Origin of the sequence: Pseudomonas sp. WPR_5_2 (assembly GCF_003634475.1) — a bacterium.
In the GTDB taxonomy this organism is placed as follows: domain Bacteria; phylum Pseudomonadota; class Gammaproteobacteria; order Pseudomonadales; family Pseudomonadaceae; genus Aquipseudomonas; species Aquipseudomonas izuensis.
Genome location: NZ_RBLA01000001.1, coordinates 1,758,243 through 1,773,719 on the forward strand (window position 1 = coordinate 1,758,243; position 15,477 = coordinate 1,773,719).

15 protein-coding genes are annotated in these 15,477 nt (G+C 46.8%); all 15 read right to left on the minus strand.

The window, feature by feature from the left end:
• Window positions 1–15 precede the first annotated feature (15 nt).
• The 15 genes from BJ917_RS07785 to BJ917_RS07855 all read right to left on the minus strand — a co-directional run bounded on the left by BJ917_RS07785 (window position 16) and on the right by BJ917_RS07855 (window position 15,275).
• A complete protein-coding gene (locus BJ917_RS07785; RefSeq protein ID WP_096512607.1) occupies window positions 16–1,131 on the minus strand; it encodes a polysaccharide biosynthesis/export family protein in 1,116 nt (371 codons plus the stop codon).
• Between the two features lie 90 nt (window positions 1,132–1,221).
• A complete protein-coding gene (locus tag BJ917_RS32255; RefSeq protein ID WP_121102964.1) occupies window positions 1,222–1,449 on the minus strand; it encodes a hypothetical protein in 228 nt (75 codons plus the stop codon).
• 321 nt (window positions 1,450–1,770) lie between these two features.
• A complete protein-coding gene (gene rfbD, locus BJ917_RS07795; RefSeq protein ID WP_096512609.1) occupies window positions 1,771–2,661 on the minus strand; it encodes a dTDP-4-dehydrorhamnose reductase in 891 nt (296 codons plus the stop codon).
• Window positions 2,662–2,663: 2 nt separating this feature from the next.
• Complete coding sequence (gene rfbC, locus BJ917_RS07800; RefSeq protein ID WP_096512610.1) at window positions 2,664–3,203, minus strand: dTDP-4-dehydrorhamnose 3,5-epimerase; 540 nt, start codon at window positions 3,201–3,203, stop codon at window positions 2,664–2,666.
• Entirely contained in the window at window positions 3,200–4,078 is an 879-nt protein-coding gene (rfbA, locus tag BJ917_RS07805) for a glucose-1-phosphate thymidylyltransferase RfbA (RefSeq protein WP_096512611.1), read from the minus strand. Before rfbA ends, rfbC begins: the two co-directional genes overlap by 4 nt.
• Window positions 4,079–4,119: 41 nt before the next feature.
• Window positions 4,120–5,205 carry a dTDP-glucose 4,6-dehydratase gene (rfbB, locus tag BJ917_RS07810; protein ID WP_096512612.1) on the minus strand — a complete coding sequence of 362 codons (1,086 nt, stop codon included), beginning with the start codon at window positions 5,203–5,205 and terminating at the stop codon, window positions 4,120–4,122.
• A 71-nt stretch (window positions 5,206–5,276) separates the two neighbouring features.
• Window positions 5,277–6,620: a UDP-glucose/GDP-mannose dehydrogenase family protein gene (locus BJ917_RS07815; protein WP_096512613.1), complete on the minus strand. Its 1,344-nt coding sequence runs from the start codon at window positions 6,618–6,620 to the stop codon at window positions 5,277–5,279.
• Window positions 6,617–7,435 (minus strand): glycosyltransferase, encoded by an 819-nt coding sequence (locus BJ917_RS07820; RefSeq protein ID WP_096512614.1) that lies wholly within the window; start codon window positions 7,433–7,435, stop codon window positions 6,617–6,619. Before BJ917_RS07820 ends, BJ917_RS07815 begins: the two co-directional genes overlap by 4 nt.
• Window positions 7,432–8,559 carry a glycosyltransferase gene (locus BJ917_RS07825; RefSeq protein WP_121102966.1) on the minus strand — a complete coding sequence of 376 codons (1,128 nt, stop codon included), beginning with the start codon at window positions 8,557–8,559 and terminating at the stop codon, window positions 7,432–7,434. The genes BJ917_RS07820 and BJ917_RS07825 overlap by 4 nt, the downstream gene beginning before the upstream one ends.
• Window positions 8,556–9,713, minus strand: a complete 1,158-nt coding sequence (locus BJ917_RS07830; protein ID WP_372237692.1) for an O-antigen polymerase — start codon at window positions 9,711–9,713, stop codon at window positions 8,556–8,558. Before BJ917_RS07830 ends, BJ917_RS07825 begins: the two co-directional genes overlap by 4 nt.
• Before the next feature lie 92 nt (window positions 9,714–9,805).
• A complete protein-coding gene (locus tag BJ917_RS07835; RefSeq protein ID WP_147432552.1) occupies window positions 9,806–10,921 on the minus strand; it encodes a hypothetical protein in 1,116 nt (371 codons plus the stop codon).
• A complete protein-coding gene (locus BJ917_RS07840) occupies window positions 10,878–11,333 on the minus strand; it encodes a serine O-acetyltransferase (RefSeq protein ID WP_096512618.1) in 456 nt (151 codons plus the stop codon). The genes BJ917_RS07835 and BJ917_RS07840 overlap by 44 nt, the downstream gene beginning before the upstream one ends.
• Window positions 11,334–12,335: an NAD-dependent epimerase gene (locus tag BJ917_RS07845; protein WP_121102970.1), complete on the minus strand. Its 1,002-nt coding sequence runs from the start codon at window positions 12,333–12,335 to the stop codon at window positions 11,334–11,336.
• 230 nt (window positions 12,336–12,565) lie between these two features.
• Complete coding sequence (locus BJ917_RS07850) at window positions 12,566–14,791, minus strand: polysaccharide biosynthesis tyrosine autokinase (protein WP_121102972.1); 2,226 nt, start codon at window positions 14,789–14,791, stop codon at window positions 12,566–12,568.
• A gap of 43 nt (window positions 14,792–14,834) precedes the next feature.
• Window positions 14,835–15,275 (minus strand): low molecular weight protein-tyrosine-phosphatase, encoded by a 441-nt coding sequence (locus tag BJ917_RS07855; protein ID WP_096512621.1) that lies wholly within the window; start codon window positions 15,273–15,275, stop codon window positions 14,835–14,837.
• Between the last annotated feature and the right edge of the window lie 202 nt (window positions 15,276–15,477).

A 15,477-nucleotide genomic window follows, 5' to 3' on the forward strand; every position in this document is an offset into this window, starting at 1 on the left:
GGGTAGAATTTGCCCTTATCTGCTGCCGGCTTCGCTCATATCGTTTCTTGCAGCTGCGCCTATACCCACGATGGATGCGGACGGTACCAACTGGCTGATAAAACGGTTCCAACGCGTGATGTTGGCGGGGCCGACATAGACCACGTCCTGCGCTTGTACATCGAAGCGCGTTGCCAGTGCCATGGCAGATGGCGAGGTGGCTTCCAGCTGGAAAATCTTGGCTGGTTCCTTGTCCAGATTTTCGACTCCCCTGATGACATAAACGGCGTTGCCATTGGAGGTTGTCTGGTTGAGGCCGCCCACCGTACCCAGAACGTCGGACAAGTTCATTGTTTTGGTTTTGAAGGTCAATGCCCGAGGCTGGTTAACCTCACCCATGACATAGATGCGTTTACGATCGTTGTAAGGCAGATACAACTGATCACCCGCCTTGAGGTAAACGTTGGGTAGCGCGGAGTTTTTCTGGCGGTTCAATGCGTCCAGATCCAACTTATATTCACGACCATCACGCGTCAGCGTCAGGCCCGACAGATCAGCGTTGAGCGGATCGATACCGGCATAACCAACAGCCTCCACAACACTCAAGGGCGTCGTGGTAAGCGGTTGCTGTCCGGCTCTGACAACTGCACCGGACACAACGATTTTCTGACTGGCGAACCGCAATACACTGATGTCGACTTGCGGACTATCAACGAACTGGGTGAGTCGCTCAGAAATATAGGCGCGTAGTTCTTCGATTGTTTTACCCGCAGCCGCGATGTTGCCAACATAAGGGTAAAACAGCTTTCCGTCCGGCCGTACAAGACGTCCGTTTGCGTCGATCTGCTGTTGTGGACCCGAAGGAGCGGTTAACTCCGGATGGTCCCAAACGGTAATGAACAGCAAATCATTGGCACCGATCCGATAACTTTCCGGTGAGTAACTCAACAACTCTGGTGGGATTGACTCGTCGACCTGAGTGGAGGCTTCCATTGCGATCAATTTAGGCGTGATGGGTATCAGTTCAACGTTCCCACTCTCGGATGTACCGTCACGAACAATTTGACTGGTGTCCATATGTTGACCGGGAGAAAACATGCAGCCTTGCAAGGCAATACTTGCCAGTATGGCAACAGAAAGATTACGAATCATATTGGCACTACACTAGTTGAGAGCACATCCAAAAAAACAAGGCCACCCAGGATGCCCTGTGTGACCTTGTCCAAAACACCGAGAACTATTTCAATTAGTGGTACCGGTAGTACCGGTGGTACCTGTGGTACCTCCATTAGAACTCCCACCACTGTTGGACGCGGCCACAACGCCCGCGACTACCGCCGCACCAATCGCCAAACCCGTTCCCACGGTGACTGAGCCCACCAAAGGAGTGCTCAGTGTCAACGGTTCTTCTGCCGCAACTACTGTGGTACTCAAAGCGCCCAATAGCGTGATAGCAAATAGCTTTTTCATATCAGACTCCTTCTCGATATACAGGATTGATACTAAGTACCAAGAAGCGAAAGCATGACCAGATGCAGATATATTACGCGCCCGCTCACCTTACCTCTTGTAGATCATGTCATCGACAGAAGATCTATGCCACCGATGAGACATTGCTCTACCGATAGCGCTGATCACGATGATGAGCCATGGATTTTTCTAACATGTATAAATGCCCAATGAACACCACGTATTCAGAGGGCTTGCGATAATGCGGTATTGAATGAGGAAAGCTCAAATGCCGCGAAGAATGTTATTAATAGTCGGACTGTTTTTCAGCTTTATCCAGCATCAGGCGCCCTTCAGGTCTCCCAGCTGCTGAAGAACGGACCGAAGATCCTGAGCCCAGTCGCAGGGGTATAATCCGTATCCGTCTGCCAGCTTTCGGCAATCCAGCACCGACCACATCGGACGCTTGGCTGGTGTTGGATACTCTGCGGTAGTGATCGCCGTGAGTTGGGGGCGCCGTTCCAGCAGACCAAGGCTTATGGATTGTGTGAATATCTCATTGGCAAAGTCATACCAGGTACAGGCCGGTGCACCACTGTAGTGATACACCCCCCAGTCAAGACGACCTTCCTGTTGAAAACTCGAAGCCAGAGCCCAAAGCGTATCGGCAATGCTACCCGCGGAGGTGGGGCCCCCATGCTGGTCGGCGACGACAGACAATGTTTCCCGGTCCGCTCCAAGACGAAGCATGGTCTTCACGAAATTATTGCCGTGCGCGCCAAACACCCAACTGGTGCGCAAGATCAGATGGCGCGAACATTCTTCAATCAGTCGCTGCTCTCCGGATAACTTGCTCAACCCGTAAATACCGGAGGGCTGAGTCCCCTCATCGGGCGTGTATGGCTTATCACTATCACCACTGAACACATAATCCGTGGATATATGAAAAAGTGGAATGCTCAGCCTTTCCGCAGCCGCCGCAAGAAACCCTACTCCGTCCGAATTGACCGCATAGGCTCGCTCGACGTCAGTCTCAGCCTTGTCCACTGCTGTGTACGCAGCCGCGTTGATGACCAGTTCCGGTTTGATCGATGTAAACACTGCCAGGACTTGATCAGCGTTACTGATGTCCAGATCCTGCGAACCAAAGCCAGATACCGAGAATCCGGCAGGGACTCGCCGGAGCAACTCGTGCCCGACTTGTCCCTGAGCTCCCGTAACAAGAACGCGCATATTCATTCCCCGCCTAGCAGAGCTCGCAGGCTCGGGTGACGCAGGTCTTTTTCCGACAGTTTTGGCGTATCTACCGGCCACGCAATATTCACATCAGGGTCATTCCAGATCAGGCCGCCCTCTTCTGCCGGGAAATACAAATCGGTGCATTTATATTGGAAGTCGGCGATATCACTCAACACACAGAATCCATGGGCGTAACCTGGAGGAATCCATAGTTGCAAATGGTTGTCCGCCGAGAGTTCAACGCCTACATATTCCCCACACGTTGGAGACTCCGGATCGATATCCACTGCTACATCGTAGACCGCGCCACGAGTAACACGCACTAATTTCCCCTGGGGTCGATTACGCTGAAAATGCAGCCCACGTAATACTCCATGCTGCGACCGTGAGTGATTGTCCTGTACGAAGGGTAATTCGATACCGGCTTCACGATAACGTGACTCCTGGTAGCACTCAACGAAAAACCCCCGCTCATCACCGAACACTTTTGGCTCAATAATCAACACACCAGGCAATTGGGTCTGGATGACGTTCATGATGGCAATACCGTGTCCAATAAACGGGACAGGTACTGGCCGTAGCCCGTTTTTGCCAAAGCATTGGCCTGGTTACCGAGTTGCTCGGCGGTCAACCACCCCTTGAAATAAGCAATTTCTTCCAGGCAAGCGACCTTCAATCCCTGGCGCGCTTCAATGGTCTGGACGAAGTGGCCCGCCTCCATCAGTGACTCATGGGTCCCCGTATCCAGCCAGGCAAATCCGCGCCCCAAAAGGCTGACATGCAAATCGCCCCGTTTGAGGTAAGCGTTGTTAACATCGGTGATCTCCAACTCACCTCGGTGTGACGGTTTAACGTCTTTTGCGATCCGGACAACGTCGTTATCGTAAAAATAAAGCCCCGTAACGGCATAGTTGGACTTCGGATATTTTGGCTTCTCTTCGATAGAGATAGCCTTGCCCGTTTCGTTAAACTCAACGACCCCAAAGCGCTCCGGATCAGTGACATGATAACCAAAGACCGTCGCACCGGATTTACGGTTGGCCGCATCGGCCAACATGGCACTAAATCCATACCCATAGAAAATGTTATCGCCCAGAATCAAGGCAACATTGCTATCACCTATAAAGCTCTCACCGATAATAAACGCCTGTGCGAGACCATCGGGAGTGGGTTGTTCAGCATAGGAAATCTCGATACCAAAAGAAGATCCATCTCCCAGCAGCTTACTGAAATTTGGTAAATCTTCAGGTGTCGAAATAATTAATACTTCCCTGATGCCTGCCAGCATCAGGACCGAGAGCGGGTAGTAAATCATTGGTTTATCAAAAACAGGCAACAACTGTTTTGATATCCCTCGTGTGATGGGATGCAAACGTGTACCAGACCCGCCCGCAAGAATAATACCTTTCATAAATCGCTCCGCAACAAGATGGTAGTATGCTTGATTACCGCTTACTCAACAGTGGTTCCCAAGCGACCAAGACGATAATCTCCATTGAGAACACTCTCCCACCATGGTCGATTTTCCAGATACCATTTCACGGTCTTGCGAATACCCGTCTCAAAACTTTCTACTGGAACCCAGCCGAGTTCATTCTTTATTTTGCTTGCATCTATTGCATAGCGACGATCATGCCCTGATCGATCTTTTACAAATGTAATCAACTCTCTGTAAGATGAGATATTTGCGTTATCTAAGCTTGTACCGGATGGGACGTACTCATCCAAAAGCTCGCAAATAATTTCAACGACTTGCAGGTTTCTCTTTTCGTTATGTCCACCGACATTGTAGGTTTCACCGACCCGGCCTCGGGTGAGTACCTCGATTAAAGCCCGAGCATGATCTTCAACATAAAGCCAATCTCGCACTTGGGCGCCATCCCCATAAACAGGGAGTGGCTTTCCTTGCAGGGCATTTAGAATAACGTGCGGGATCAGCTTTTCAGGAAAATGAAAAGGGCCGTAATTATTTGAACAGTTGGTTACTACAACAGGCAATCCATAGGTCCTATGCCATGCATGAACCAAATGGTCGGACGCTGCTTTGGACGCCGAATAAGGGGAACTCGGGGCATAGGGCGTGGACTCGGTGAAAAGATCCTCAGTCCCTTCCAGATCACCAAAAACTTCATCAGTAGAAACATGATGGAACCGGAACTGTTTCTGAGCTTCCGCGTCTAGCTTGCGCCAGTAACCCCGGGAAACTTCCAGCAGGGTATAAGTTCCGACTATATTGGTCTGAATAAACGCCGATGAGTCATCTATAGATCGATCAACATGAGACTCCGCCGCCAAGTGCATAATAGCGTCGGGGCGAAACTCCTGGAAAACCCCTTCAATGCTCTGTCTATCACAGATATCAAATTTGAAGAAGTGGTAATCTTCCATCATATCGACTGATGCAAGAGACTCCGAATTCCCGGCATACGTCAACTTATCAATATTTCCGACTATATATTTGCCGCTTTTCAGCAAATGACGTACGACTGCGGAGCCAATGAATCCGGCTCCGCCCGTTACGAGGATACGTTGTTTCATGGGAATCTAACCCTGGAGAAATTATAAAGATTTATACATTGAGGCCAACTCGGCTCAATAGAGGTCAGTTTCTACATGACCGGACGGATCGAAAGCCCTCGGCCGATACCGTAGTAGTGGAAGCCTTGTTTGGCGACCCTACCCGGATCGAAAAGGTTTCGTCCGTCAAAAATCACCGGATCTTTTAGTGATTTCTTTATAATTTCAAAGTCTGGCGCCCTGAAGTCCTGCCATTCAGTAACAATAATCAGACCATCTGCACCTTGCAAAGCTGCTTCCTTAGTACCCATCAAGCGCAAGTTCGGATGTGCCGGATAGAGTTTCTGCGCCTCTTCCATCGCTTTGGGGTCATAGGCCTGTACGTTAGCGCCTGCTTCCCAGAGCAAGCGCATGAGCTCCAGGCTTGATGCTTCACGAATATCATCCGTGTTGGGTTTGAACGCCAACCCCCAGAGAGCAAATGTTTTTCCCTGCAGTTTGTTTTCGTAATGATACTGCACTTGCTCAAACAGTCTTCTTTTCTGTTTCCGGTTTACCGTTTCGACCGCATTCAAAATATGCGGTACGAAATCCAATTGCTGCGCAGTGTGTTCCAATGCCTTCACGTCTTTTGGAAAGCACGAACCACCATAGCCGCAACCAGGATAAATGAACTGATAGCCGATCCTTTGATCCGCGCCAATGCCTTTACGAACAGACTCTATATCTGCACCCAACATTTCAGCCAAGCAGGCGATTTCGTTCATGAACGAAATTTTTGTTGCCAGAAGACAATTAGCGGTGTACTTGGTCAGTTCCGAGCTTCGGACATCCATTACAATAATTTTTTCATGATTACGGCTGAAAGGCTCATAAAGAGCACGCATCAAATCGATCACATAATCACTGTCTGTACCAATGATGATTCTGTCCGGCTTTTGACAGTCACTGACTGCCGATCCTTCTTTCAGGAACTCCGGGTTCGAAACTACATGAAATTCAAAGGCGCATTCTCGCGCACTCAGGACATCGGAAATCTTTTCCTTGACCTTGTCCGCCGTGCCTACCGGCACCGTGGACTTATTGATTACAACTTTCTTATCCTGCATATGACTGGCAATTGTTTCAGCCACAGCCAGAACGTATTGCAGATCTGCACTGCCGTCTTCACCCGGGGGGGTGCCGACCGCGATAAATTGTATTTCCGCGAAACCTACGCCTTCGGCGGCATCGGTAGTGAAGATAAGGCGCCCCGCCTCGTAGTTCTTTTTAACAAGGGCAGAGAGCCCCGGTTCGTAAATAGGTATCACGCCATCTTTGAGCTTCGCTATTTTATTCACATCCTTGTCTACACAACAAACGGTGTGACCTGCGTCAGCCAGAACTGTGGCTTGAACCAACCCGACATAGCCAGTGCCAAAAACTGTTAATTTCATGGAAGAGTCCTTTTCGATGTAGATAAATTCTTCAAATAATAAATAGCCATATCAGACACGTGACTTCGGAACGCTCTGGATCTGAAGATGGCTTTCCACCCACCAGCACTGGCACGAACCCCATCAGAAATTGCATGTATGTTGCAATTGAGTGCCGTGAGGTAGCCTATTTTTTTTGCCCGCAAGGAAAAATCTGCTTCGCTCATAAAAAGGAAAAAGTCTTCACTGACCCCGTTTAGCTCTCTCCAAAGCTCCCCTTTTACAACCCAAAACGAACTCTGCACCCAATCAACGATATGCACGCCAGATGCCTGGCGATTCACTTCGGCGCATTCATAACTTTCACGTTCTGCTCTATAAAACCGGGAAACAAACGATGGAGCCCTACGTGCCAACTGACTCTTTACGCTCGGGTATGTCCTGGCGACCAGTTCTACATTGCCGTCATCGTCTACTTGTTTAATTCCAAGCAGCCCGAGATTTTTATGATTCTGAAGTATCTCGATAGAGTCTTTTATGCAATTTTCTGAAGACAGTATTAAATCCGGATTCAGCAACACCACGAAATCGGCGGAAAAATCCACAGAGAGATTCGTTGCTTTGGTATAGCCTTGGTTAAAAGACGACCTGATCAAGACAATATTTTTTTTATTCTTTATGTATTCATTGAGCTTAATAAAATTGTCGTCATCGACACTGTTGTCAAAAACAGTGACCTGACAAAACTCGAACAGACTTTGCTTCTCTAACGCCTTCAGGCTTTCTATAAGCCTGGGGGCTTTAAAAAAGTCGACGATTGAAATATGAATTTTCATGTATGAACTGCCTCACGAGAAAGCAAAGCCGTGTATTCATTGGCCAATATATCGGTCACATCTTCCCAATCAAGGGTGAATGCTTTCTTGATGCTGGGTCGATACTCTTCCTTCAACGCATACTCAATACAATTCAAAATTTCTGCTTTGCTACAATCTGGTTCAAGCTTCAGTGGAGGAGAAGAAAAATAATCAAAAAGCGCAGACGCCGCAGAGACAATCGGCTTACACCCTAACGAAGTGGCTTCCAAATCGACCTGCGAAACAACTTCAAACCACGAATTCGATAGGTTTATCTTGGAGCGCTTATAATGATAACTTAATTGATCCTGATTTAACTCCCCAAGATACTGAAGATTGGAGTGCGCCCCAACTATTTCCTTGAAGTCCTGGCAGTATTTCTTGTGATTGGTATTTTCCTTACCGGCAAACACTACTCTATAGTTAGTGCCTTTCAACGCCTCTGCTATTTTCAGGATATTTTTTCTAGGCTCAATTCGGCCTACCACCATAACATCAATGTCGCGAGGAACATTTTCATCAACATTGCCCTCTATGAAGGTCAACGCATTAGGCAACACCTTTACCTTAGATACGGCCAGCTTCGAGCAAACATCAGTTTTGATATGATGCAATTCACTTTTCGACAACGGAAAGATTCGAGCCGATTTTTCAACCAACGCCCGGTTTATTTTTAGAGGCGTACTTTTGTATGACTTCAGATTACTGAGTGTTTTAAATCTGGCAAACTCCTTTACAAAAGAAGAAAGCATTAAATAAGCATCATAATTCAGAAGCTTTCCAAGCAATCCGCCTTCAAAATACTTCACCATATATTTCTTTTCATGGTGGATCGGCGAAAAACAGAGCGGCACATTTTTCCTTAGCGCCCACTCCATATATCTATAATTTTCGTAAGGCGTTTGCATATTGAAAAGATGAACTATATCAGGCGAAAACTTCCCGACATTCAACTCTGCCGGATCAGTTACAACCGTCACGAGAAAACCTTTCCTTTCAAGAAAATGCTTATATTTATATACTTTCCCGGAATCACCACCTGGCTTTTCCGGCGCATCTCGCCTCAGACAGAAAAGAACTTCGATTTGTTTCCCATCTCTCATCTGGCATACCTCACATTTGAGCTCATTCTTGAAAACACGATTTTTGCCGAGGCTATGTAAAATATAAAAAACGAGAAAAATAGTGGCACCAGCGTGTTCAGCAAATCACCTCTGATAATATTGGTCCCCCTAAACAGGAAAATCAAACCCAGCACAGAGTAAATCCCACCAACCCTGAATAACTTCTCAATAAGCTGACTCAAAACAAATAACAGTCCACCCGCACTGATCACGCCTAACCAGCGAAAATTTATGTACGCCTCCCCAATCAGTGACGACGTAATCTCCGCCCCACTGTCGACCAAGCGCTCATAGAAAAATTCTTGAGTGAAATATCTGTTTCCCGAGATAGGCTTTTCACTCCATATCGATCGAGGGATCAGGAAAGTAAAAGCGGCCAAATATGTCTGAGATGGACCAATATCTTGTTGAATTATCAAGGCACTGGAGTCAAAGGTTACAAAATCAGGGGACACAAAAGCATTCAGTTCTTCTTGCTCACCGCGAGTGTAGTCCCGATATAGCGTGGACAGGCTAAACAACACCAAGCAAGCCGATACCAACTTTACTATTGTCTTCTTACTTAATTTCTTTAGTCCTTTACGCTGAGTATTTTTAATTACCAAATAGAAAATACAAGGCAAAATGCAATTTAATACCAATGTCGATCGGCTACCCGAAATGAGGCTTGCACAGAAGGTCACTACCAGGACCAGGATGAAGAACAGCCGGAGGGGCATCGACTTGGTGCTGTTGACGCCTACGAATGAAAGCACTGAAAGCGCAGGTGCCGTGTACAAAGCAATACCAGCGAGCAAATTATCTTCAAAAAAACTCTGTCTATTACTTAACAATAGAGACAGGGAGTACTTCTGCATGCTGACCAACACCAACGCTCCGAGGAACAGCGTGTAAAAAAAGCATACGGCAATGAGTTTTTTAGTAACTCTTACCTCATAGCTCACTTTAAGAATTTCAGTTTTCTTACTGAAGAAAACTGTAAGCAAGCTATAAACAATAAGTGTTAAAAGACAGAAAATTGCGACACTGGCATTTGAACCGGAATCTGCTGGTATTTGCGGATAAGTAGCAGAGAAGAACAAATACTCGTAATCATCCGTAAAATAACCATCAACGAGATAGGACAGGATCAAAAAAATCGAAAACCATAAATATGTTTTTGATTTTCTTGTACTGTACGTTATAAACACTATTACAAGCGACACAACAGTGAGCATGACAAACATCATTGTTCGATACCCGCCATGAAAAACAAACTCACCGCATACAAAAGCGATAGTGTCGTTAGGTTGTATAAAAGAAAAGCGTCAAGCGGTGACATGCCCAACCACTGTCTGACTACGAACATAACCACCAAGAGTGAGCACGCACCTATCACATATACAATATTTGATTTCGCTTTTAGATGAAGAAAAGCGGAAAACACAGGACATGTAATTGCAATAAGGGTAGCTGCCACGATTTTTATGTACGGGGATAACGCAGGCAATGCAACGAAAAACATCAGCAACAATGCACCGTAAGCAAGTGAGAATATTTGCTTGGTGAAAATTCGAGGAGTGTTTTCCTGGTCATTGATTTTTGTATAAATATAGTTCGTTACAATAAATCCCGCCCCGGCAACCACCACACTGAATGCGATAAGCATGTTATGCACGGCCGAGAATTCCTGAGTTCCAGAATACAAATCTCGCACGATGTTGATATCATTTCTATAGATCAATGAAAGCACAATCCCGGAAAGTATGGTGACCAACCCTAAAAACATCTTTTTTTGTGAGGGGGCGTTGATACGCTCACTGGAGCTACTTACAAGCGTCAAAGCAATAGTAACTGCAACAACTGTGACAATCAGCGTCGTAGCGGACAGCACCCTACTTAAGATAAGAAGAATTACGCTCAAACCAATTACTACATAACGAATTGAGGTGAGCGCCTGGAATTTCCATTTGTTCTGACTGGTTAAATTGAACGCCACTCTGTACGAAAGAAAATACCCACAAATCGCTCCAATACCAGTAAGAATGAAATTCTTGAATATTTCCACTACCTGCAACTGGCTCATCACAATCAGCGCTAGCAGGCATGCCATCAATGCAATCACAGGACTTTGAGTTTTGGAGATGTATACCTGAACGCCAACGGCTTGGCCAACCTGTATCCCTGTGAGCATAAATGTGAGCAGTACTACGCCCTGTTCAGTAACGTGCTGGGTTTCGGTTAGTTTTCCTGCGAGAAAAATAACCAGGTAAACAGAGATCAGGTTGAACGCGGAGCACGCTAAAAACACTAACCGTCTAACCGCGGTATTTTGTCTCGGATGGTAGGCTTTTATCCACAAAACTATTTGCTCCTATCACAGCGTTTGCACCGATCGTGATCCCCCCAACAACTACAGAGTTCGGAAAAATCGTCACGCCATCCTGAAGAGTTGGATATCCCCTCTTATTACCAATAGTACAACCTTGATAAATGGTGAGATTCTTTCCTACTACGCAGCCTGACCCAATAACTATTGAAACTGGGTGAGGAAGATACAAGCCACCCTCAATTTTCACGCCATAACCAATATCGATCGAATGCTTGGCAATGAGAAGATTTCTGGCAAGAATATGTATCAACCTGTTCTTTGACGCTGCAAACCTTACAAGCATCGAGGCGTGGAGACTTGGATTCAATAAAGACTTCAACAGAGACTTTATATTCACCACACCATAAACGGCCCTGATATCGCTCTTTATCAATGCAAGCATTTACTTTTTACCATAGTAGTCGATGTACCATCCGACAAAGCGGCTAATACCTTCTTCTATAGATACTTTGGGTTGATAATCGATTGCGTTGAACAACTCGCGCGTATCTGCATGAGTGGTGAACACATCGCCAGCCTGCATAGGAAGAAACTTTTTAATAGCTTTTATTCCTGTCGCGGATTCAATTGCTTCGATAAACCTGGTCAGGCTCACGGGCGAGCCATTGCCGATGTTATATGTTTTGAAGGGGGCAGTACTTACGTCCGGACTGGACATTGCAAACTTATCTTTTTGCGGAACAACGTTCTGTATACGCAGAATGGACTCTACGATGTCATCGATATAAGTGAAGTCACGCGACAGGTTTCCATTGTTATATACTTCTATTGCTTTCCCCTCCATGACTGCCTTGGTGAACTTGAAAGGCGCCATGTCCGGACGCCCCCAAGGACCATATACTGTGAAAAAACGCAGACCTGTCACGGGTATGTCGAATAGATGAGAGTAGGTATGGGCCATTAGCTCATTCGAACGTTTCGTCGCTGCATAAAGCGAAATAGGGTGATCTACGGCCGACGATGTTTTGTATGGCGTACTATTACTCGTTCCGTAAACGGAACTGCTTGAGGCGTAAACAAGGTGTTCGATACCATTGTTCCTACAACCCTCAAGAATATTGAGATGACCATTAATATTGGAATCTATATACGCATGCGGGTTATCAATAGAATATCTGACTCCTGCCTGCGCCCCAAGATGGATAACTCGCTCAAATTTGTGTTCGCTGAAAATTCGCGCAATTGCTTCTTTTTCGGAAAGATCAACTTTAATAAACTTAAAACCGCCCAACGGACTTAGTAGTTCCAGGCGCGCGAGCTTCAAACCAGGGTCATAATAAGAGTTTATATTATCAATGCCGACAACCTCATGGCCAGCCTCACATAACTTATGAGCCACCGAACTGCCGATAAAACCTGCTGCACCCGTCACCAAATACTTCATGATTCTTCCACACAGTTATAGGTAAATGATTAATTGCATATAGGGATGCAGCACAAATATCAAACCTTGGCCACGCTACCGCCACAGGATTTACCGTCAATACCCTGAAAACGATATATTTTTGTTAACTAATGAGACGCCTATCTACAATATACATTCGAATATGATTCGAAAATTTGCAACATGTATCAATTCAAACTACTTCCGCTCATGCACATCGAAAAAATGCTTTACGCATTATCAGACTTGTAGTCGTAATGATAATAACCATAGTCGCCATATCCGTAAGCCGACGCGCGCTTTTCCACTCCATTGAAGATTGCGCCTTTAAGTTCGATACCGTTTTGTGAGAAGCGCCGGATCGTCAACTCTATTTCCCGCGCGGGATTCAGACCGAATCGCGCCACAATCAGGTTCGTGCCTGATTGACGCCCCACAATGGCAGCATCTGTAACCGCTAAAAGGGGGGGCGTATCCAGGATTACCAAGTCGTAATTCTTGCTTACTTCATCCAGCATCTCTGCGAAATTGGCCCTCATCAACAGCTCTGAAGGGTTTGGAGGAATTTGACCTCTGGATATAAAGTCGAACCCGTTGATTTCGGTTGCATTAATCGCTTTATCCAGGGAACAACGTTTGGATAACACATCGGAGAGCCCATTTTCAGCGCGTACACCGAGCATTTTGTGTACATATCCCTTACGCATATCTACGTCGATTAATAAGACTCGCCGCCCTGCTTGAGCAATAACCGCCGCCAGGTTAACCGAGACAAAGGTCTTCCCCACCGCCGGGCTGGGCCCGGAAATCATCAGACGATTGTTTTTCGCTTCAAGCGTGGCAAAGTGCAGGCTCGTGCGAAGACTACGAAGGGCCTCGACCGCCAAATCGGTGGGATGATTCAGGGCCAAAAGGTGTACGGTTTTGTCCCCATTTGCACGGCTCCGAGCACGTCTTTCCTCCTCCGACTTTTGCAGCGGGCTATACGGAATAGATGCATAAACCGACAACCCGAGCTGCTCAATAGCTTCTGGCGTTTCAAGACCGCGATTCAAGGCTTTACGAACCAGAACTATCGCAATTGCTACGAATGCACCTAGCAACGTCATTGCCAGCACGATCAGAGCTTTTTGCGGTTTGACGGGTTTACTTAGATCGACATCGGCTTCATCAATTAAATGAACATTACCGACCGTGCCCGCACGCATCACGTCCAACTCTTGGGATTTGTTCAGAAGCTGGGTGTAAATTTCATTGCCGACCTGAACATCTCGCGTAAGGCTGAATAGTTCTTGTTGAGTCGCCGGCAGACCTTCAACCTTTTTGACTAGCGAATTTTGCTTGGCCGTCAGCTCTGAAATCTGCATCATCAGGGCACGATAGGCCGGGTGTTGTCCGGTAAATTTCCGGTCCATCTCCGCACGTTGCAATTTTAACGTAGATATACTGGAATCCAGCGCAACTATCTGATCCAGGATTGCCTTGGTTTCGAGACTAATATCGATAGACTTACTACGAATCTGATATTGATTCAGCGATTTTTCCGCACGCTCCAGATCCTTTCGGACCTGAGGTAATTGTTCCTTCAGAAAATCCAGGCTCGCAGCGGCTTCAGCGGACGTTCGCTCTATGTTCTGGCGCACGTACAACTTTATTATTTCATTGAGTGTGCGGATGGCTCTATCGGAATCTACATCTTCGAGGGCGAGAGAAAGAATCCCGGAGTCTTTGCCGCGTTCAAATACATCCAGCGCCTTTTGATATTCTATAATCGTGGCCATCCGTGGCTGACGAGTAACGCTGAACCCTGCCCCTGGGTTGGCGCTCAGTTTTTCTACGTTTATCTTGATCTCACCGTCTTCAAAAGGCTCACCCACCCTGCTTTTCGCAAGGATATTGTCGTCCTCGTCCAACAAACTGTAATTGCCATTCTCTCCAGCGACCAATGTCAGTGTTTCACCCACCAGCGCACCAGGAACCTCTAGCCGAGAAACGCTCAACGCTTCTCCACCCCAAGAAAATCGACTCATGCCGAACCATGGAGCGGCCACGTCACCGGGATTATCCGGGTTGAACCGACGGGATACAAACTCACCGATCAAAGGAAAAAAATGAGGTTCAATCTCGATATCGAGTTGCAAATTATCAATAGCCTTGCCTAATACAGAGCGAGACTTGATTAATTCAATCTCTGTTACAGAAGGCGACTCCTGCCCCAGCATGCTACTGATATCGGAAAATCCGAGAACGTCATTTTTTTTGGCTTCCACTTGCACGAGCGCGTTTGCCCGATACACGGGTGTCGACAACACTGCATACGCGGCACCCGCCGCCATAAAGGCACCCGCGACAACGGAGATCAGCAGTTTGTGATCTATAAGTGTTCCGACCAAACTGAGAAGATCGATCTCTTTGTTGTCATCTTCCTGGAGCTTGAGTATTGGCGCTTGCTGCATAAGTGGATTTCTTTGCCCTGTAACTGTTTTAGAAAGATGGCCATCAGCCCACGAGACGCTGTGCCCATGCGTGTACTGCTTCTTCAATCAGCGCATAAGCATGTACAAACGCTGGCTTGCCTTGACGATAGGGATCGCTGATTTCGCGATCGTCCTGCCATTTACCCAGCAGGAAAACCTTACCCCGTGCTTCGGGTGCAATATTGAGAACACTCGTAATGTGCCGCTTCTCCATCACCAGAATCAGATCCGCCCTGTTCACCGCCTGGGACGTCAATTGCACGGCTTTGTGATCCATTGGCAAATGCCCTTGCTCTACAAGGACTGCTTGCGCAGACGACTCGATCGGACTATCGACCAGAGCGCCCAGGCCAGCTGATACAACCTCAATTTCTGCTTGGGCCAATGCATCTCGCATCAAGCTTTCTGCGGTCGGGCTGCGGCATATATTGCCGATGCAGACGATCAGAATTTTTTTAACCACTGCAACCTCCCCGCATCCTTAACGTTAAACGTTATTCAATCGTTATTTAATAAATAGAAAAACGCAGGAGTGTTAATTTATACCCCCCCAAAACAAACGACGCGTTATCTATCGTATTTCGCCAGAAATACGTTACACACCAACCACGCATTAAAATCTTAACTGCGAACGACAGGCGACATCAACCTTTAAATATCGGCTA